The following is a 20374-nucleotide window of genomic DNA, read 5'->3' on the forward strand; positions in this document are numbered from 1 at the left end:
TCGCGAGCGCGCGAAACCGGGCACAAGCGCGTGAGATGTTGCGCGCTTCTCGGCGTTTCGCGCGCTCCTGAGTGGAGCGCGCGAAACGTGCTTCTCTGCACGCGTGACCCGGGGGCGGACCGGGTCGTCTCAGGGGGTTCGGGCCTCAGCGGCGCCCTCGAGCAGCGCACCGGCGAACGACCTCGGACGGCTCAGGCTGGGCAGGAGCGCCGCCTGGTAGGCGTGGTAGACGTCCGGGCGCCCTTTCCAGACGGTGCTCGCCGGCCGGTTCTCGGGCGACAGCTCATGGCGCCACGACCCGTCGCGTGCATCGACGAACAGCTCGCGGGCATGGTCCCACCACACGGCATGCCAGTCGGCGTAGGCCGGCTCGCCCGTCGCTTCGTACAGGGCCCAGGCCGCCGCGATGGCCTCGGTCACGACCCAGTGCAGACGGTCCCGGACGACGGGCCCACCCGTGAAGTCGGTGGTGTAGACGAAGCCCGGATGGCCGTCCACCGCCCACCCATCGCGTACCGCCACCTCGAACAGGGAGTTCGCATCCGGCAGCATCCACGCGGGCGCGGAAGCACCCAGGGCAGTACGCGTCTGAAGCGTGAGCCTGGCCCACTCGAGAAGGTGACCGATCGTGACTCCGAAGGGCCGAAAGGGGTGGGCCGGGTCCTCCCGGTTGTGCTCGAGCATCACCTGCCACCCGGGAGTGAAGTGCTCGGGGAGACGGAACGCGTGGCTAGCCGCGAACCCGTGCACGACACGTTCGACGATCGAGGCGGCGCAGTCGGACCAGAGGGTCTGGCCGGTCACGTCGGCGGCGGCCAGAAGCGCCTCCACCGTGTGCATGTTGGCGTTCACCCCACGGTAGGCCTCGAGCTCGCTCCACGAGCGGTCCCACACGTCGACCGTCAGTCCGTCGTCCGCCCGCCAGAACCGGCCGTGGAAGATCTCCAGGGCCTCGTCGAGAAGCTGCCGCGCACCATCGGCCCCCGCCGCCGACGCGCTGCACAGCGCGAGGATGACGAACGCGTGCTCGTAGGCGCGCTTGTCCGACTGGGTCGGTGCCCCGTCGCGCACGGCGGCGAACCAGCCGCCGAACCTCTTGTCGCGGAACGCGTCCCGGAGCGCGACCACTCCGTGCATCAGCGCGTGCTCGAGGCTCGGGTCACCTTCCAGCACCGAGAGCGCGGCGACGTGCGTCATGCGCGCCGTGATCCACAGCTCGACGGGGCGCTCCAGCTGCGGTGTGCAGTCGTCACCGAGCCATGCAAAGCCACCGTCAGGGTGAACCGCCGAGATGACGTGTTGGCGCAGCAGCCGTCTCTGCAGCTCGAGCCAGGCCTGGGACGGGGCTTCGACGATGTCTGTCATGTCTCTCAACTCGCTCGCTCGGCTGAAGGGGTGGATGGGAGACCGGCAGCGTCGAGGCGGGCAGCCATGGCCCGGCCCGCTTCACGCGCCCAGGCCGCTGGTTCGGCCATGGCCGCTTCTGCACTGCCGGCCAGGTCGCTGAGCGTGGTCACGGAAGCGACCCGCCGGACGGCGTCCGCGTCGGCTTGGCCCACAAGGGCCCAGAGTGGCGTGCGGGCGCGTCGAGCGGAGGCCGCGACCCGGCCGACGACCTTGCCGCGGAAGCTCTGCGCGTCGAGTCTGCCCTCGCCCGTCACGACGAGGTCTGCCGCTTCCACGTGCTCGTCGAGTCGCGTGAGCCGGGCGACCGCATCGGAGCCCGCGGTGAGGCGTGCGCCCCACAGGTTGACCAGGCCGAAGGCAGTGCCGCCTGCTGCCCCGCTGCCGGGGGCGCTGCCGTCGTCTCCGACGACCTGCGAGAGCCGTCGAAGACCTGCTTCCAGCAGTGCGACCTCGTCGGGCCCGGCGCCCTTCTGGACCGCGAAAGCCCCTGCGGCACCGGCTGGCCCGAGCAGGGGCGCGTCAACGTCGACAAGCACGTCCACACCCTCTGGCGGCGGCGGCAACGCCCGGCTGGAGTCGATGCGCTCGAGCCGCGCGAGGTGTCGACCGCCGAGAGGGAGCCGCAGGTTGTCCGGGCCCAGGAAGCGATGACCGAGCGCCGCCAGGGCAGCGGTGCCCCCGTCCGTGCTGGCTGAGCCGCCCAGAGTGGCCAGGATCCGCCTCACGGAGCCGTGAACGGCTGCGGCTGCCAGCTGCTGGCCGAACCCGAAGGTGTGTGCGCCCAAGGCGTCCCGCGTCGTGAGGAGTGGCAGACCACTGGCTCGTGCGAGCTCGACCACGGCAGAACCGTCCTCGAGAAGCAGCCATGGCGCAACAAGCGGGCCCGCCGGCCCCAGGACGCGGGTGTGAACGCGTCGGCTCCCAGGAGTGGCGGCTTCGACGACGTCAAGGGTTCCTTCGCCCCCGTCCGCCATGGGAACGCGTACGAGCTCGTCGCGAGGTCGCACGTCCGACCAGCCCTCTGCGACGGCCTCGACGACGGCTTGGGCGTTCAGGGTTCCCTTGAAGGAGTCCGGGGCGAGGACGACGCGCACGGTCAGCCGACCACGACGTCACGGGAGCGCGGGCGCCTGGCGCGGATGACGGGGTCGAGGTCGGCTGCCCACATGTTGCCGATCGTCTGCGTGGCCAATGTCGTGGTCCCTTGTCGGTGGGCGGAAAGCGCTTGCCGTCACCGTAGCCGCGGCTGGGACGAAGACGCAAGCCTTTGTGCCGCCTCTTGGCCACCGGCCATGCGGGCGCTGCTGGGGCGGGGTGCTGCATCCGCGGCTGGGCTTCCCAAGGAAAGCGCTTGCCTGCCAGACTGGGCGGCGATGACGATGTCCGTCGCGAAGAGTCTTCGATGGGGGTTCCCGGTGATGTCAGGCTTGGTCGATGCAGGCGCCCTGCGTTCTCTCCTCGAGAGGAGCGCCGCGTGAGCTCCCGCCCGCTCGCAGTCCTCGCCATGGACTCCGACCTGCCGGCTCGGCTCTTCGATGAGGCGACTCGTCATCGGATGCTGCAGGTGCTCGACGTCGACTTCTCGAGGCCCGTCGGGACGTTCGACGACGTCGACCCGGAGCAGCTGACCTCGGCCGAGGTGCTCATCACCGGCTGGGGGAGCCCGAGGATCGACTCCGGCGTGCTCGACCGGGCGCCCGCCCTCCGGGCCGTGCTGCACGCCGCCGGCTCCGTGCGTAGCCATGTCGACCCGGTCTGCTGGGAGCGAGGCATCCTCGTCACCACGGCCGCCGATGCGAATGCCCAGCCGGTGGCGGAGTACGCCCTGGCCATGATCATCCTCAGCGCCAAGGAGGCCTTCCGCGCTCAGGCTCTCTACCGCACCTCGCAGAAGCTGGACCACCGGTCCGAGTTCGCCTCCGTCGGGTGCAACGGGCGTCGCGTGGGCCTGGTGGGCGCGTCACGGATCGGGCGCCGGGTCGTCGAGCTGCTCGCCGGCTTCGACTTCGAGATCTGGCTGTCTGACCCGTACGTCGATGCTCGGGAGGCGAGCCGTCTCGGCGTTCGTCTCGCTCCTCTCGAAGACCTGCTCCGGGCCTGTGACGTCGTGAGCCTGCACGCTCCGCTGCTGCCGTCGACGCATCATCTGCTGGATGCCGGGCGGCTCGCCCTGATGCGCGACGGGGCGACGCTGGTCAACACCGCCCGAGGCGGCCTCGTGGACCATGACGCGCTCGTCGCAGAGCTGGAGACCGGCAGGATCCGCGCAGTGCTGGACGCCACGGACCCGCACGAGCCGCTCGAGGCCGACTCGCCGATCCTCGCCCTCGACAACGTGGTGGTCACGCCACACGTGGCCGGGGCCTTGGGCAACGAGCTCTTCCGGCTCGGCGCCCACGCTGTCGAGAATGCGGTGCGGCTGGTGGGCTCGCGGCCCCTGCAGGGCCTGGTGTCGCTCGACGAGCTGGCCCGAATGGCATGAGCTCAGCGGCCGGGCGTGCTCTCCCGCACGAGCACCTCACCCTTGACCCGACGGGTTCGCGCCTCGCCCGCGTCGTCAGCCGACACGACGAGGTTCAGTGCGAGGGCGCCGATCTGCTCGAGTGGCAGCCTGACCGTGGTCAGGGAGGGAACCACGTCGCGAAGGGTGCCGATGTCGTCGAAGCCGGCGAGGGCCATGTCCTGTGGGAGCCGGAGGCCTCGGGCGCGGCACGCGGCCATCGCGCCGACGGCCATGACGTCGTTGACGGCGAGGACGCAGTCGACGGGCGTTCCCGAGTCCAGGACGTCACCCATCGCGTTGTACCCCCCGTCCCGGGTGAAGTCTCCGTGGACGACGAGTGGCGCGGGCAGCCCCGCCTTCGTGATGCCGTCTCGATAGCCCAGCACGCGGTCACGGGCGGTCAACAGCTTGTTCGGGCCTCCCAGGACCGCGAAGCTGCGGTAGCCGAGGCGAGTCAGCTCGGTCGCGAGCGCCTTTGCGCCACTTCGGTTCTCGATGACAACCGTGTCGAACGGCAGTCGATTCTGGCTGATCACGACGACCCGTCCCCCGGACCGCTCGAAGGCCTCGCCTTGCTCGCGAAGGCGTGCCAGCAGGGACTCGTCGTCGACCCTGGAACCCGCGAGGATCACGGCCCGGCTGCGTTGACCGCGAAGCACGCGGAGGTAGTCGAGCTCGCGTTCCGGCCGCCGAACCGTGCTCCCGAGCGTGACCAGGAGGTCGTGGCTCTCAGCGGCGCCCATCACGCCCGCGGCAATCGACGAGAAGTACGGATCGGCGATGTCGTGCACGATCAGGCCCACGACGTCGGTGCGTCCGCGGGCCATGGCCTGAGCCGGCGCGTTTGCGGAGTAGTTCAGCTTGATCGCTGCCTCGAGGACGCGTTCGCGCAGGTCCTCGCGAACCTTCCGAGTGCTTCCGTTGATCGCTCGGGAAGCGGTCGCGAGGGAGACGCCGGCCTCGTTGGCCACGTCCAGCAGCGTGACTGGTCCGGGAGTCAGGTCGGTCATGTGGCACGTCCTCGGTGGATCTTGGAGTCAGCAGCCGCGTCGTGCGGAAGGCGCATTCCGTACAGTAGACGAAGAGGTCCGGTCACCCAATGACGTCACGGCAGATCGACGTGGGGATCGGATGATCACGCGACACGGGAGCCCTGGTGCCGTCGGCGGGCGGAAGCTCTTCAGCCGTGGTTCCAGGCCGGGTACTGCCCTTCTCGTCCACGGTTGGGGCTCGGACGGTGCATCGTGGGCGCCGATCGCCTCGCGGCTGATGGCCGGGCGGGTCCTCGCTCCAGACCTTCTGGGGCACGGTCTGCGGACGAGCGAGGCGGAAGGCGTGACGATGTCTCGCGTCGCCGACGACCTGGCCCGCCACCTGTCCGGCCGGCCGGCGGACGTCGCCATCGGTCACTCGATGGGCGGTCAGGTGGTCGTGCGACTGGCTCTTCGCAGCCCGGCGATGGCCCGTGCGCTCGTGGTCGTCGACCCCGCCTACTGCGCCGACGCCGATGAGATGCGTTCCGCGCCTGAGCGGTTCGATGATCTGCTGCACCGCGGCGCCGTGAGCGGTGCCGAGTTCGCCGAGGGCGCCTTCGTCGCAGGCGAACCCGCAGGCCTGAGGCGTGCCGTCGCGGCGCAGATGCTCGCGACCCCTGGTCCGGTGCTCGCGTCCCTCTTCTCCTCGATGTACCTGGAGCCCGACAGCCTGGGGTCGACGGCCCAGGCCGCGCGTGCGTTGCGCCTCCTGCGCGTCCCCGTCCTCAGCGTCTACTCGAGCCCGCAGGCGGCCGACCGTGTGACGAGCGTGCCCTGGCCGAAGGGGAGCGAAGTGGTCGTCTGGCCCGGCGCTGGGCACTACCTGCACCTCGAGCGGCCGGGCGCATTCGCCGACCTCGTCAACGCATGGCTGCGTGCTCTCTGAGCCGGTGGTTGTCCTCCGTCGTGGAACGTCTCTATACTCGGCAAGCGCTTTCCCACACAGCTCTTCTCACCCGTGTTCCGAGGATCGATGACCACAGCCAGCCCCTCCGCACCCGGCGCGCGGCTCGTCGCCAACCCCGTCATCCCCGGCTTCCATCCGGACCCGTCCATCGTGCGGATCGGCGACTCGTACCTCGTCGCCAACAGCACGTTCGAGTGGTTCCCCGGCGTGCGACTGCACCGGTCGGCCGACCTCGTGCGGTGGGAGCCGGCCGGTCATGTCTTCACCGACCCGGCGCACCTCGACCTGCGGGACGTGCCCGACTCCTGCGGGCTCTGGGCGCCATCCCTGAGTGTCACCGACGACCGGATCTGGCTCGTGGTCGGGCTCGTCCACACGTTGGGGGGAGCGCACAAGGACATCGACATCCTCCTCACGACAGCCGACTCGGCGGAAGGCCCCTGGTCCGAGCCGGTCAGGCTGGGTGGCGGAGGTTTCGACCCGTCCATCTTCCATGACGATGACGGCCGCCACTGGCTCGTCAACATGCGGTGGGACCACCGTCCGGGCCACAACTCGTTCGCTGGCATCACCCTGCAGGAGGTCGACGAGACCGGTGTCGTCGGGCCGGAGCGGGTCATCCTCGACACGGGTGACTCCCTCCTCGAGGGGCCCAACCTGTACCGCCACGACGGCTGGTACCACCTGATGCTGGCCGAGGGGGGCACGGGCTGGAACCACGGCATCGCGATGGCCAGGTCGCGCTCCATCGAGGGGCCGTACGAGCTGTCACCCCACGGCCCGCTGCTGACCGCCCGGGACGACCCCGAGCAAGCGCTGCAGAAGGCCGGTCACGGCGAGCTGGTCCGCTCACCCGACGGCGAGTGGTTCCTCGTGCACCTTGCGAGCCGGGCGACGGTGTCGGAGGCGGGAGAGCGTTACAGCGTTCTCGGGCGTGAGACCTGCCTGCAGCGAGTGACGTGGGGGAATGACGGGTGGCTTCGTCTCGCGCACGGTGGGCACCATCCGCTGCTCGCGGTTCCCGCCCCCCGCGGCGCGGCACCGATCGATGCGTCTCGTGCAGAAGAGGACTCGTCGGAGGCCGCGGTCGACTTCTCACCGGGCGGCTTGGACGACGAGTGGTCGGCACTGCGCGAGATCATCAGCCCGTCGTGGGCGGACGTCACGGCACGGCCCGGATGGCTTCGCCTGCTGGGTCGCCGCAGTCTTGACTCGGCCGTCGGCGTGAGCCTCGTGGCTCGACGGGTCTGTGCCATGCCTTGGTCGTGGCGCACGTCGGTCCAGGCGCAACCGGCGAGTCCGCGTCAGCGTGCTGGCGTCGTGTGCTGGTACGACCGCCGCGGTCACCACGCGCTCTGGCTCACCGGTGGCGACTCTGGTCCGCAGATCGTCGTCGCCTCGCAGGACTCGAACGGCTATCGCGAGCACCTCTCCTCGGTGGACGTGTCGGCGTGGTCGGCCGTCCACCTGCGGGTCGAGGTGGACCACCGTCACGTGCGCTTCGGTGTCTCGCCTGACGGCAGGGCCTGGGTGCCGGCAGGTGAACCGCTGGAGACCCTCGTCGTGTCCGACGACTACCCGGGTCCGCTGCGCTTCACCGGCCCGATGGTCGGCCTTGCCGCCGTCGACTCCTCCGACGGCACCTTCACCGCGGACTTCACCGCGTGTGTGGAGACGCGGCGCCACCGAGGCTGACCAGACCCCGAACTCCTGCGCCGGGGTCGGCAGGCGACCGTGCCGGGCGCCCCACCCCAGCGTCAGGTCACCCCGTGCCACCCCGCTGTCGTGGGTCGACGCACCAGCAGCACGCACCAGCAGCACGAACCCTGCGGCCGCAGCTCTCGACCTGGCCGGCGCGCACGACTGTCCTTTCTTTACCTGCTGCTAGGGCCGGTTTGGGTAGATATTTCCCATACTTCTGTAATGACCCGAATTGCGCTGTACTCGCATGACGGCCTGGGTCTCGGACACATCCGCCGTTCCTTCGTCGTAGCGCGGTCGCTGAGCACTCTGTCCGGCGGGGTTGACCTGTTGGTGCTCAGCGGCGCCCGGGAGGCGGCGTCGCTGCCTCGCCCGCAGCGATGCGACGTCGTGACCCTCCCCGGGGTGGTGAAGACCGGATCCGGACGGTATGCCGCCCGCGAGCTCACCGGACTCAGCCACCGGGAGATGGTGGGCCTGCGCGGCTCGGTCGCCACCGCGACGCTGCGGGCCTTCGCGCCGGACCTCCTCGTCGTCGACCGCCACCCGGGCGGCCTGGACGGTGAGCTTCTAGACTCCCTCATGGCCGTGCGCGGTCGAGCGCGCGTCGTGCTGGGCCTGCGAGACGTCATCGACGAGCCGGCCGCCGCCAGACGGGAATGGCGCGAACACCGCTGCAGCGAGGTGCTCGACAGCGCGTACGACGCGGTGTGGGTGTACGGCGACCCACGGGTGCATGACCCGACGAAACACCTCGAGATCCCAGCGCGACTGCGCTCGGGCGTGCGGTTCACCGGCTACCTCGCGCGCGGGCGCGACGACCGGTCAGCCGGGCACGGTCCGCGGACGCTCCTCGGCCTCGTGGGAGGGGGCACCGACGGTGAGCGTCTGGCGCTCGCGTTCGCCGTGGCCGCACGGTCCCACGGGCGCAACGCAGACCTCGTCCTGGGCTCCCAGATGCCGGGCGAAGCGCGACGGACCGTGCGAGCCGCCGCCGAGGCTGCCCCGCGCCTGCGAGTCCATGACTTCGTGCCCGACATGACACGCCTGCTCGACCGGGCCCGCGCCGTGGTGTCCATGGGTGGCTACAACACTGCCTGCGAGGTGCTGGACCGCGGCCTGCCGGCGCTCATGGTCCCCCGCGTCCGGCCACGGAAGGAACAGCTCGTGCGGGCGCGAGCCCTGGCTCCCTGGAGTCGCATCACGGTGCTCGATCCCGGCGAGCTCGACGCGGACGCAGTCGCGGCGTGGGTTTGCGGTATCGACGACGACGACGTCGTCCACTCCGGTTTCGGTCCGGACCTCGACGGGCTGCGCCGGGTCCGCGAGGCGGCCGGCGAGCTCCTCGGCCGAGGTGGCGTCCATGTGGCAGTGTGACAAACGGATCGGCTACGTCCTCAAGATGTACCCCCGCTTCTCGGAGACGTTCGTCGTCAACGAGATCCGGGGCAGGGAGGCCCAGGGCGAGCAGCTCGAGATCTTCTCGCTCCGCCTCCCGGTGGACGGGCGGTTCCAGGAGTCGCTCGCCGGCGTGCGGGCCCCCGTCACCTATCTCCAGCACGGCAGCCTGCGTGGAGCCGGCATCTGGCAGAGCCTGCGCGAGGCCCAGACGGTCTTCGGAGACCTCGGTCCGCATCTGCCCGACCTGCTGCGGGCCGACGTCCAGGACGCCGTTCAGGCGCTGGAGCTGGCCGTGCTGGTCCGTCGACGGGGGATCGAGCACCTCCACGCGCACTTCGCCTCGGCGGCGACGACGGTGGCGCGAGCGGCGGCCGCGATCGCCGGTGTGCCGTACTCCTTCACGGCCCATGCCAAGGACATCTTCCACGACTCGGTGGACCCCGAAGACCTCGAGCGCAAGCTGGCGGGCGCCCACCACGTGGTCACGGTGAGCGACTACAACCTCGCCCACCTGCGAGAACGCTTCCCCACGGCGTGCAGCCGGCTCGTGCGGGTCTACAACGGCCTCGACCTCGACCGCTTCCCGCGGTCCGCCGAGGACCGTGCGCCGGGCGTCGTCGCGGTGGGCCGGCTCGTGGAGAAGAAGGGCTTCTCCGTGCTGGTCCAGGCGGTCGCCGAGCTGCGTCGAGCCGGTCGCGACGTGCGGTGCTCCATCGTCGGGGGCGGTGAGCTCGCGACGGCGCTTGCCGAGCAGGTCGATCGCCTCGGGGTGCGTGACCTGGTCACCTTGACGGGACCCCTTCCGCAGTCGGGCGTTGCGTCCATCGTTGCCGGCACGCAGGTGCTCGCGGCGCCGTGCGTGATCGGCTCGGACGGCAACGCGGACGGCCTGCCCACCGTGCTGCTCGAGGCGCTCGCGGTCGGGACGGCCTGCGTCTCCACGACCGTCACCGGCATCCCGGAAGTCGTGCGCGACGGCGAGACGGGGATGCTGGTGCCGCCGGGTGACCCGGTCGCGCTCGCCGCCTCCGTCAGGCGCCTGCTCGACGACGCGGCGCTTCGCACCCACCTCGCCGACGCCGGGCGACTGCTCGTCGAGTCGCAGTTCGACGGCCGCCGTCAGGCGCGCGAGCTCCGCTCCCTCGTCGAGGCCGGCCACCCCGTCGCCCCGTCCGAGGCGACCCGGGCAGCGGGGGTGATGGCCTGATGCGCGTCGGCTACGTGTGCGCCGACCCGGGTGTCCCGGTCTTCGGGCTGAAGGGCGCCTCGGTTCACGCGCAGGCCGTCATGCTCGAGCTGGTGCGCGGCGGCGCCGAGGTCGAGCTCTTCGCCGCACGTCTCGGCGCACCGGCGCCGACCGGGCTGTCGGGGATCAGGGTCAACGTTCTCGGGCGGCCCGCCTCGCGCGACCTGGCCCGCCGCGAACGTGAGCTCCAGCAGGCCGACGAACAGCTGCCCGCACGGCTGGCAGGGGGCCGGCCGTTCGACCTCGTCTACGAGCGCTTCTCCCTCTGGAGCACCGCCGGGATGCGGCACGCGGCGGCCGCGGGCCTTCCCTCGATCCTCGAGGTGAACGCCCCGCTCGTCGAGGAGCAGGCCGAGCACCGGGGACTGGTCGACCGGCCAGAGGCCCAGCGCCGGGCCGCGACGGCGCTACGTCTCGCCGGCGCCGCCATCTGCGTCTCGGAGCCCGTCGCCGCGTGGGTGCGCGCGGTCGCACCGACCACCCCGGTACACGTGGTGCCCAACGGCGTCGACGCGGCGCGGTTCGACGTCCCTCGTGGTGCGCGCAGTTCCGCCCGGGCGCCCGCCTTCACCGTCGCGTTCGTGGGCACGCTCAAACCCTGGCACGGGGTGGAGGTGCTCGTGCAGGCGATCGCTGCGCTGGCCGACGTGCACCTGCTCGTGGTCGGAGACGGCCCCGAGCGCGAGTCGCTCGAACGACTGGCGATCGCACTTCGGGTCGCGCACCGGGTCCACTTCCGCGGCTCGGTGGCCCCCGAGGCGATGCCCGCAGAGCTGGCCCGGGCGGATGCCGCCGCGGCGCCCTACCCGGTCGCGGAGTGCTACTTCTCCCCGCTCAAGGTCTTCGAGTACCTGGCAGCCGGACTGCCCGTGGTCGCCAGCCGCTCCGGGCAGCTACCACAGCTGCTCACGGACGGTGCCGACGCCCTGCTCGTCCCGCCAGGTGACCCCGTCGTCCTCGCGCACGCGCTGTCGCGACTGCGTGACGACGTGCAGCTGCGCGAGAGGCTGGGCGCCACCGCCCGAGTAACGGCACAGCGGCACACCTGGGCACGCGTGGTCGCCACCTCCCTGGCGGCCGTCGGCCTACGCCTGCCGGCGGGTTCGGTGGCGGTCTGATGGGCCGTCGGCGCAGCGACCTCCGGTCGGCGGTCCCCAGCCTCTGGCACACGCTCGGCGTGCTGCGACCGCACGTGAAGCCCGAGCGCGCCCTGCTCGCGGGCGGTCTGGTGGCGCTCCTGGCGGAGGTCGTCTTCCGTCTCATCGAACCTTGGCCGCTCAAGGTCGTCATCGACGCGGCGGTGGCTCAGGGCGCGAGCTCGCGGCCGGACATCACGCGCCTGATGGTGCTCGCCTCGGTGGCGGTGGTCCTCGCCGCCGGACTGCGCGCCGGCGCGTCGTACCTTGCGACGGTGGCGCTGGCGCTGGCGGGCACCCGGGCGATGACGCGTGTGCGTGCCGCGGTCTTCGAGCACCTGCTCGGCTTGTCGCTGCGTTACTACGGACGAGCTCGCACCGGGGACCTCGTGACCCGACTCGTCGGCGACGTGGGTCGTCTGCAGGACGTTGCGGTCACCGCGGCCCTCCCGCTCGTCAGCAACGTCGTCACCCTCATGGGGATGGTCGCCGTGATGGTGGTGCTCGACCCCCTCCTCGGCCTCGTGGTGCTAGGCGCGTTCCCGGTCTTCGCCCTGACGAGCGCTCGGCGGGGGCGCCGCATCACCACGGCCGCCCGCCGCCAGCGCCAGCGCGATGGCGACCTCGCCAGCACGGCAGCCGAGAGCCTGGCCGCGATGCCGCTCGTCCACGCGTACGGACTCGAGTCCCTGCTCAAGGAGCGGTTCGCCGCGAGCAACCGGCGCAGCCTCAAGGAGGGTGCCAGGGCCACCCGGCTGTCCGCCGGCCTCGAGCGGCAGACCGACCTCATCGTCGGCGCCGCCAGTGCCCTGGTCGTCTTCGCGGGAGGTATGCGTGTCGTGCGCGGGGACCTCACGCCCGGTGAGCTCGTGGTGTTCATCACCTACCTCAAGGGAGCCTTCAAGCCGATGCGTGACCTGGCCAAGTACACCGGCCGGATCGCCAAGGCGGCGGCCTCCGGTGAACGGCTCCTGGCCGTGTTCGCCGAGCGACCCGACATCGCGGACGAGCCGGGGGCTCCCGACGCTCCCCGGTTCCGCGGCCACGTTCGGCTCGAGGACGTCACGGTCGACTACGGGGTCGGCCGGCCAGCCCTCCAGGGCCTCAGCCTCGACGTGCCCGCGGGCACTCGTCTGGGCCTCGTGGGCCCCTCCGGGTCGGGCAAGTCGACGCTTGCGGCGCTGCTCCTGCGCCTGCAGGATCCTGACTCCGGGCGGGTCCTCGTCGACGGCCGGGACGTGCGCGAGTACGCCGTGGCGTCGGTACGTGCACAGCAGGCCATCGTGCTGCAGGACTCGATGCTGTTCGCGGCGACGGTACGCGACAACATCCGCCTGGGCTGCCCTGGTGCGACCGACGCCGACGTCGAGCGAGCGGCACGGATGGCCTCGGCTCACGGCTTCATCACCGAGACCCTGGGCGGCTACGACACGGAGCTGGGCGAACGCGGTGCCACGCTCTCAGGGGGTCAACGCCAGCGGCTCGCCGTCGCCCGAGCGATGGTGCGGGACCCGTCGATCATCATCCTCGACGAGGCGACGACCGGGCTGGATGCGGTGAACCAGCGTGAGGTCGCCGACGCGCTCCACCGTCTCTGCACCGGCCGCACCAGCGTGGTCATCTCGCACGACCTCGAGGCCGTGCTCGACTGTGATCTCGTGGCCTGCCTCGACCAGGGCCGCCTGGCCGAGCTGGGGCCACCGCGCCAGCTGCTCGAGCGACGCGACAGCGTGTTCGCCACCCTCCGCAAGGCAGGTCGGGCAGACGCGACTCGGAACGCCGTCGATGCTCACCCCTGACGACGCCGAGCTGCTCGCGCGCGACCCCGGACTCGAGGGCGCGTGGCGGCTGCTCGACCCCGAGGCGGCGACGGCGCTCGTCCGCGAGGCGGCCCACCCGAGCCTCGCACGCGAGCTGCGGGTCACCGTCGACTACCTGCGCTACAAGCCCTCGACGAGCCTCGTTGCCGGCCTGCGACTGGACTGCTTCGACGGCGTGCGGTGGGCCTACGCCGTCGCGGGATCGCGCGGGCACGCGGGCAAGCTGACGAAACACGTGACGAGCGACGTCCGCGGACTCGACGGCTTCGCCCCACGCGTGACCGGGGACCTCGTGCTCGTGGCGCCAGTGCGCGCCGACCCCCGGCTCAAGACAGCCCTTCGCGTGATGTCGCGGCCGTTCCTCGTCGTGGATCACGGCGAGGCGAGCGAGGTGCTCCGCTACCGCCCTCACCGACGGCTCGTGGTTCGCGTGGATGGCGCGGCGGGGCCCCTCGCAGTCGTGCGGGGGTATCCCGGGCCGGCTGCCAGGACGATGCTGGCCGCCTGCCGCTCGCTCAGCGGCGCGGGCCTGCCGGTGCCACGCAGGCTCGCCCTGCGGCGTGGCGGCCGACTCGTGGTGTTCGAGCACCTTCCCGGTGTCGCGGCATCCGATGGCACCGACCCGGCCTTGCTCGCCGCGGCGGGAGCCCTGCTCGCGCGCGTCCAGGCGGTCGCCCCGCACCGGCGTCTGACCGAGCTCGACTGTGCCCGGCTCGCCCAGGGCTCGCTCGGTGCGGTGCAGGCACTGGTTCCCGACGGCCTGGCGCTCGCCGAGGCCGTCGTCCGCTGCTCCCTCGACCGGCTCGCCGCAGCGCAGGACGGGGCACCGGTGACGGCCCATGGCGACTTCTCCGCCGACCAGCTGCTCGTGCACGGGGACAGGGTGTCGCTGCTGGACCTGGACCGTGCAGCAGCCGACGGGCCGGCCGGCGACCCGGCGTCGTGGTTCGCCGCCGAGGCCGTGGCCGGCCGCTGGGATGCAGGCGCCGACCCTCGCGACGTCCTGGCGCCCCTCCTCGACTCCCTCCTCGGGTCCGGGAAGGGCCAGCAGGCGGCGCGCACGAGACGGAACGTGGACGAGACCCTGGGCGCCCGGACGGCTCTGGCCCTGCTGGCTCGCGTCGCCGAGCCGTTTCGGGTGCGGGCACCGGGAACAGCCTGGGCAGGTCGTTGTCACGGCCTCGTCGAGGCGGCCGCTCGACAGGTGGGACTGGCGTGAGCCGTTGGCTGGGCGCGCCGGTCCAGGTCGTCGACGGCGATGCCCGGCTGAACCTTCGGCGGGTCTGGCCGAGGGAGCACGGCGTCCTGCACCTCGAGTACGCCCACGACAGCAACCGCGTGGGTGCCCAGCTGCTGCCCGACGAGCACGCCAGACGACGGCTGCTCCGTCGCACGCCCGGCCTGGACGCCATCGAGGACGACGACCCCGAATCTCGGCTGCTCGTGCACCGCGCGGGTGTGGACCGGCGGCTCACCGGCCTGGCTGCGCTCGTCGCCCAGCCTGGTGCCCACGTCGTCTCCCACGTGCCGGAGCGCCGAGGCGTGGTACGCCTCCACGACGGTTCGTACGCCCGCGCCCTGAGGCACGGACGTTCGGGCCAAGCCGTGGCGTCCGTGGAACGGGCCAGGGCCGCATCCGGTGGGACGTTCGTGGTGCCCCGCCTGCTCGGGCACGACATCGAGACGAGCACCACCGTGTGGGCGCCGCTGGAGGGGCCGACCCTCCTTGCCCTGGCGACTGCGCGGCCCTCCACGTCGGTGCTCGCCGCCGCGTGGAGGGCCGCCGGGCGGGCGGTCCGCGCGCTCCACGACGGCGACCGCGCAGGGCTGCCCCACCACGGGCCCGTCGAGGAGCTCGCCGTCACGCGTCGATGGCTCTCGGCCGCCGGCGCATGGCGACTCCTGCCGCCCCGCGGCGACCACCCGGCATACGAGGAGCTCCTGCACGGCGAGCCGGGAGCGCTGGGCCTCCTGCACCGCGACCTCCATGACAAGCAGGTGCTCGTCGGCCCGCAGCTGGGACTCCTGGACCTCGACACCTTGGCTGCCGGCGAGCGGGCGCTCGACCTCGGCAACGTGCTCGCGCATCTCGACCTTCGCTGTGCTCAGGGACTGCTCGACCCGCGGTCGGCGGCCGTGGCGGCTGAGGCCTTCCTGGCCGGGGCGGCGCCCGACCCGGCCACGACGCACCGGATCGCGGCGTACCGGGCGGTGACCCGACTGCGCCTCACCGGGCTGTACGCCTTCCGGCCCCGGTGGCACGGACTGGCTCGCGCCTGGGACCGGGAGCTGTGGGCCGACACCGAGAAGGCTTCCCCGAGGCATTCCGCCCTGTCGTGAGCCGGTCCTCTGCGTGGGTATACGGGTGGCATCGACAGCGTCCAGGAGGTTCGGCATGCGACGGATGGCCCAGGCCCAAGGCCTCTTCAACGTGCTCGGGGGCGTCTGGCCACTGGTGAGCATCCGCACCTTCGAGGCGGTGTACGGGCCCAAGACCGACCGCTGGCTCGTCTACACGGTCGGCGGGCTGCTGACGGCGGTCGGCTCGGCCCAGCTCCTCAGCCGCGACCCGGCGCAGCTCCGGGTCGCTCGGGCCTTGGGGGTCGGCACAGCGGCCACGCTGCTCACGATCGACCTGGTCTACGTGCCGAAGGGCAGGATCAGCCGGATGTACCTGCAGGACGCGGCGTGCGAGATCGCCTGGTTGGCCGGCTGGGCGTGGACGTCGCCTCGACGGTGACGCTGCAGGGACCCGCGTTCCGCCCCGGTTGCCGTGGGGCCGGCGACGAACTCGTCATCGGGTGCGGTGACGCGCGGTTCGACGGGCAGCTGCGGCCGCGTGGGTATGGACCTTCCATGGAGCCGATTCCCGAGACACATGAGGCCCTGCTCGAGCTGGAACGGTACGGCGACGTGGAGCTGCGGGGGGACCTGAATCGCTTGACGGCGACGGCCAAGGAACGGGTCCCGGGCCTGATGGGCGTCAGCCTCGCGCTGGTGACGGAGGACCTGGTGCTCACCTACGTCGCGAGTGGCGTGGACATCGCTGCGCTCGACGCCGTCCAGTACGTCGATGACGGACCGTGCCTGGAGGCCATCCGGCAGGGGGAGACGGTCCGGAGTGACACCGACTCGCTGCTCGACGAAGGCAAGTGGCAGCTTTTCGCCCAGGCGAATGCCGCGGCCGGCATTCGCAGCACTCTGTCGATGCCCATCCGACCGAACAACGTGGTGACGGGCGGGGTGAACCTCTACGGCGCCGCGAGCGACACTTTCGACGGGCAGGTGGAGCAGCTCGCGAGCATGTTCGGTGCCTGGGCGCCTGGTGCGGTGGCGAACGCCGACCTGTCGTTCGAGACCCGGTTGGAAGCGGTGAAGAGCCCGGAGCGGCTGAGGGGACAGGTGTATCGCGACCAGGCGATCGGGCTGCTGGTGGCGGCGCGCGGGCTCGAGCCCGACGCGGCCGAGGAGAGACTGCGGAACGCCGCTGCCCGGGCTGGTGTCGCCGTCTTCGTGCTCGCCCGCGCGCTGGTGCAGGCATTCGACCCGGAGGCCTGAGCCGGACTGCTTCTTGCGCAGCCGCTGCAGGGTCGGGGGGAGGGACGACGAGGGCCCCGGCACGTCACGGCATGCCGGGACCTCCTCGATCCGGTCAGGTCAGGAGTCAGGTCAGCCGGAAGAGCGCCGAGATGCTCGACCCGTCGGCGGCGGTCGCCGTGACCCGGTAGCAGGTGCCGGCTCCCTTCGGCGTCTTCCAGTTGTAGACGAACCGGCCCTGGACGGTGTCGTATCGCAGCGACGTGTTGCCGGACGTGAGGAGCTCCACCTGGTCGGTCGGACCGGTGGTGCAGTCAGTTCCCTTCGCGGACAGCTGGACGTCGCCCACGTTCGTGACTTCCGTTGTGCCGGCGAAGATCACGAAGGCCATCGGGACGGTGGACCCGCCCCTGACGGTGTTGACGACGCCGTCCATGTCGACGGGGCTCGCGAAACCGTTCACGGTCCAGGAGTCGACCGTGTACGTGCGCTCCTCGCTGGTCGTGTTGCCCGCGACGTCCGTGGCCGTGGCGCGCAGTGCGTGCGTGCCGACCTCGGCCGAGTAGCCGGTCACGACGCACGACTGGGGCCCGGATCCCGAGTCCGCCGCCGAACACGTCGGCGCCGCCGGAGTGGTCCCGAGCACGTAGTGGTCACCCTCGTCGATGGCGCCGCCCAAGGTGAGGTCCGGGGCGGTCTGGTCGACCTTGACGGACAGGGCCGCCGTTCCGACGTTGCCGGTGGCGTCGGCGGCCTTCAGGGCGACCGTGTACTGCCCGTCGCGCAGCTCCACGGGGCTGTCGTACACGGCCGGGGTGGCGTCACCGAGCTGGTACTCGGTGGAGGCGACCCCTTCGTTGTCCGTCGCCTCGACCTCCAGGCGTGCACCGGCCGGCGTCCAGCCGTTCACGCCTTCGGGCGTGACAGTCCCGGTCACCGTCGGCGGCTTGGTGTCCGTGGACACCGTGCTGGGCGTGCCGACGGCGGCCGGCGCGATGGTGAGCTTGTCGACGTCGGGCGCGTACTTCGTCGCGTTGCCGAACACGAGCGAGCCTGCCGCTGTGGTGAGCTCGACCGGGATGGTGCGCTCGAGGAAGCTGTTCCACGCGTACGTGTAGCGGAAGTACGCGTGGCCTGCTCCGGCGGCGCTGCCGCCCGTCTCGGTCGCGTCGAGCCGGCGGTCGACCACCTGGGGGTTGTAGGCGTGCGCTCCTCCGAGCTCGGCGTTCGCGTACGTGACCGTGACGTCGTAGAGGCCGGGCCGGTCGAAGCCGGCGGCGCGGGGGACCTCGAAGGTGTTGGCTGCACCGTTGCCGACGAAGCCGACGCCCTTCAGGCCCGACGCGTTGGTGCCGGAGGCCGACGCGTAGGTGTTGACCACCGTGGCCCCGTGCCGGACCGCATTCTCCGCCTCCACCGTGACGGCGGCGGCGTCAGCGGCCGCCGCTCGGATCGTGGTCACCTGCTGGAGCAGGACGCCGGCGGGGGAGCGCAGCTCGATCTCGTTGATGCCCTGCGCGAGGTGGACCCTCGCCGTGGAGCGCCACACGCCGGCTCCGGGTGCCGACACACTCGTCACGGGCCGGCCGTTGACCGTGACGTCGACCGTGCTGGCCCCGGCGGTGCGGTAGTCGAGCGCGACGTCGTAGTAGCCGGTGTCCCAGGCGGCGGCATACACCTCGGCGCTCTGGCCCGCGCCGGCCAGCTTGGCGAAGCCGCGCGCCTTCGGCGTCGAGTAGTCGACGGAGGCGCCGCCGGTGTAGCGCAGCGTGGACGCGGGGTACACGGTCGGCTCGCCGTCGGTGACGTCCGTCAGCAGGAGCTTGTCCAGGGTGATGTCGGAGTTCGGGAGCACGGTCGTGCCGTCCTCACTGGACCGCAGCGACAGGGCGTGCTCGCCGGCCGACAGGGCGACCGTCACCTCCGAGCTGCCCCGGTACTGCCAGCGCTGGTAGCTGGTCAGGGCCAGGTCGGCGGTGTACTGCACGAGCGTTCGCCTGGCCCCGTCGACGAAGAGGACGTGGCGGCCAGGGGTGCCGGGGGTGGCCCCGATGACCTGGAACCGGTAGGTGCCGGTCCGCGGAACGGTGACCGTCCAGTCCGACCGGGACGTCGGGCGGTTGAACGAGCCGACGTCGCGGCCGTTCGATGCCAGGAACTTCCACCCGCCGCCGGCGAGGGGGTCCTGGGTGTAGACGGACGCCGACGTGAGGCTGGTGCTCTCGGCCTCGATGCTGGTGCTCCAGACCTTCTGCGCCTCCAGGACGCGATCCTGCTCCGGCGTGATGACTACCTGGTACGCCGCGTAGCGGTCGTACGTGGGGATGTCGAGCGTCAGGGAGCCGCCGGCGACCGGGGCGGCCTCGACCGCCTTGATGACGGTCGGCGCGCCGGCGACGCCCTCGGCCCCGCTGAGGGTCACCTCGCGCACCTCGACGTCGACGCGGTTGCCGAAGAGGCCGCTGTCCAGGCCGGACAGGTCGAGGGTGACGTTCTTGCTGCCACCGCCGTAGAGGACGGTGGCGCGGCGGTTCGCGGCGTCGACGGCGGCGATGCCCTGGAGGGTGTCGACGGTGTTCAACGCGGGCGGCGTGACGGCAACGGTCTGGCTGCCCTCGAGGTCGCCGTACCACTTGTACGTCCACCATCCGCCGTTCGCGGCGTTGGTCCGGGCGCTGTTGTCGTTGAAGTTGCCGGCGTAGTTCCAGTAGGCGGTCTGCCCGTCGATCTTGAGGTCCTCCATGATCGAGAGCCACTGGATGAGCTGCCCCGGCGTGCCCATGTCGCGCAGCATCCCGAACTCGGTGATGTTGATCGGCAGGGGCCCGACGCCGAGGTTGCGCTCGAGCTGCCGGTAGGCGGCGACGTGCGAACGGAACGTGGCGAGGTTGTTGATGCCGAGCTCGTGCCAGATGAAGATGTCGGGCAGGACGGCGTTGTCGCGGGCGTAGGCCAGGATGTCGGCCGACCTCGTCGGCTGCCAGCCGGTGTCGCCCGGGCCGCCGATCCGGGCGTGGCCCAGGCCGTGCCGGGTGTAGACCTGCTGGATCTTCGCGTACGTCGCCTTCCAGTCGGCAAGGAAGGTCGGCTTCATGGTCCCCCAGTCGGCGTACCAGTTGCCGCCGTCGGGCTCGTTGAACGGGATGAAGACGTACTTCTCGGGGTGCGCGGACCTGGTGGCCACGGCATCGGTGACGAACTCGACGACCTCGAGGTAGTCCCAGACCCCGTTGGGCGTGTTCGTGTAGGTGCCGGTGGCCAGGTCGTACGTCCGGGAGTCGCCGGGACGGACGCCGCCGTTGTAGGACCAGTCGGGGTAGTAGTCCTGGACGTAGATGTACATGTCCTGACCGTGCTTCTGGAAGAAGCCCTCCTCGACCTTGAGCGAGTCCCCGCTCGGGTGCTGCGTCCCGTACGGCGCCTTCTGCGAGGTGTTGGTGATGTGCGCGCCGTTGATCAGCGCCTGGGTGGGGGCGCCCTCGTCGCCGAAGCCGTACAGGGTGCCGGTGGCACCACCGCGGAACGCGCCGGTGGCGTGGCTGAAGTCGACGCTGAGGACGTCGTTGGCGGGGTCGGCAGCCGTGGCGCCGGAGGTGCCGAGGCTCCCCACCACGAGCGAGGCTGCGGCCGCTGCGACCGCCAACCGTGTGGTCAGTTTCATGAGTGCTCCGTGGTTCTCGTC

The 20374-nt window shown here is 71.5% G+C and carries 15 protein-coding genes; 11 read left to right on the forward strand and 4 right to left on the reverse strand.

Going from position 1 to position 20374, the window contains the following annotated elements; translation table 11 throughout:
- Positions 1-129: 129 nt before the first annotated feature.
- Together H9I49_RS22740 and H9I49_RS22745 are read right to left on the reverse strand one after the other, a co-directional pair.
- The gene (locus tag H9I49_RS22740; protein ID WP_188032687.1) at positions 130-1365 is read right to left on the reverse strand and encodes an AGE family epimerase/isomerase; all 1236 of its coding nucleotides are present in this window, start codon (positions 1363-1365) and stop codon (positions 130-132) included.
- 5 nt (positions 1366-1370) lie between these two features.
- The gene (locus H9I49_RS22745; protein WP_188032688.1) at positions 1371-2501 is read right to left on the reverse strand and encodes a glycerate kinase; all 1131 of its coding nucleotides are present in this window, start codon (positions 2499-2501) and stop codon (positions 1371-1373) included.
- 380 nt (positions 2502-2881) lie between these two features.
- Between H9I49_RS22745 and H9I49_RS24655 the strand changes: the two genes are divergently transcribed.
- Positions 2882-3889, forward strand: a complete 1008-nt coding sequence (locus tag H9I49_RS24655) for a hydroxyacid dehydrogenase (RefSeq protein WP_188032689.1) — start codon at positions 2882-2884, stop codon at positions 3887-3889.
- 2 nt (positions 3890-3891) lie between these two features.
- Here the strand turns inward: H9I49_RS24655 and H9I49_RS22755 are convergent, their stop codons facing one another.
- Complete coding sequence (locus H9I49_RS22755; RefSeq protein ID WP_188032690.1) at positions 3892-4920, reverse strand: LacI family DNA-binding transcriptional regulator; 1029 nt, start codon at positions 4918-4920, stop codon at positions 3892-3894.
- A 121-nt stretch (positions 4921-5041) separates the two neighbouring features.
- On the opposite strand from H9I49_RS22755, the gene H9I49_RS22760 reads away from it, so the two are divergent.
- From H9I49_RS22760 to H9I49_RS22805, 10 genes are all read left to right on the forward strand, one after another.
- Entirely contained in the window at positions 5042-5830 is a 789-nt protein-coding gene (locus tag H9I49_RS22760; protein WP_188032691.1) for an alpha/beta fold hydrolase, read from the forward strand.
- An 87-nt stretch (positions 5831-5917) separates the two neighbouring features.
- The gene (locus H9I49_RS22765) at positions 5918-7546 is read left to right on the forward strand and encodes a glycoside hydrolase family 43 protein (protein WP_188032692.1); all 1629 of its coding nucleotides are present in this window, start codon (positions 5918-5920) and stop codon (positions 7544-7546) included.
- A gap of 228 nt (positions 7547-7774) precedes the next feature.
- Positions 7775-8929 (forward strand): glycosyltransferase family protein, encoded by a 1155-nt coding sequence (locus H9I49_RS22770; protein WP_188032693.1) that lies wholly within the window; start codon positions 7775-7777, stop codon positions 8927-8929.
- Entirely contained in the window at positions 8916-10160 is a 1245-nt protein-coding gene (locus H9I49_RS22775) for a glycosyltransferase family 4 protein (protein WP_188032694.1), read from the forward strand. Before H9I49_RS22770 ends, H9I49_RS22775 begins: the two co-directional genes overlap by 14 nt.
- The gene (locus H9I49_RS22780) at positions 10160-11317 is read left to right on the forward strand and encodes a glycosyltransferase family 4 protein (RefSeq protein WP_188032695.1); all 1158 of its coding nucleotides are present in this window, start codon (positions 10160-10162) and stop codon (positions 11315-11317) included. Before H9I49_RS22775 ends, H9I49_RS22780 begins: the two co-directional genes overlap by 1 nt.
- On the forward strand, positions 11317-13134 hold the full coding sequence (locus H9I49_RS22785) for an ABC transporter ATP-binding protein (protein WP_188032696.1): 1818 nt from the start codon (positions 11317-11319) through the stop codon (positions 13132-13134). The genes H9I49_RS22780 and H9I49_RS22785 overlap by 1 nt, the downstream gene beginning before the upstream one ends.
- Positions 13121-14374: a hypothetical protein gene (locus H9I49_RS22790; protein WP_188032697.1), complete on the forward strand. Its 1254-nt coding sequence runs from the start codon at positions 13121-13123 to the stop codon at positions 14372-14374. The genes H9I49_RS22785 and H9I49_RS22790 overlap by 14 nt, the downstream gene beginning before the upstream one ends.
- A complete protein-coding gene (locus H9I49_RS22795) occupies positions 14371-15495 on the forward strand; it encodes a hypothetical protein (protein WP_188032698.1) in 1125 nt (374 codons plus the stop codon). Before H9I49_RS22790 ends, H9I49_RS22795 begins: the two co-directional genes overlap by 4 nt.
- A gap of 55 nt (positions 15496-15550) precedes the next feature.
- The gene (locus tag H9I49_RS22800; RefSeq protein WP_188032699.1) at positions 15551-15895 is read left to right on the forward strand and encodes a hypothetical protein; all 345 of its coding nucleotides are present in this window, start codon (positions 15551-15553) and stop codon (positions 15893-15895) included.
- Between the two features lie 116 nt (positions 15896-16011).
- On the forward strand, positions 16012-16713 hold the full coding sequence (locus H9I49_RS22805) for a GAF and ANTAR domain-containing protein (RefSeq protein ID WP_188032700.1): 702 nt from the start codon (positions 16012-16014) through the stop codon (positions 16711-16713).
- Between the two features lie 106 nt (positions 16714-16819).
- Here the strand turns inward: H9I49_RS22805 and H9I49_RS22810 are convergent, their stop codons facing one another.
- Positions 16820-20353 (reverse strand): PxKF domain-containing protein, encoded by a 3534-nt coding sequence (locus tag H9I49_RS22810; RefSeq protein ID WP_188032701.1) that lies wholly within the window; start codon positions 20351-20353, stop codon positions 16820-16822.
- Between the last annotated feature and the right edge of the window lie 21 nt (positions 20354-20374).

This window comes from Terrabacter sp. MAHUQ-38 (genome assembly GCF_014518425.1).
In the GTDB taxonomy this organism is placed as follows: Bacteria; Actinomycetota; Actinomycetes; order Actinomycetales; family Dermatophilaceae; genus Terrabacter.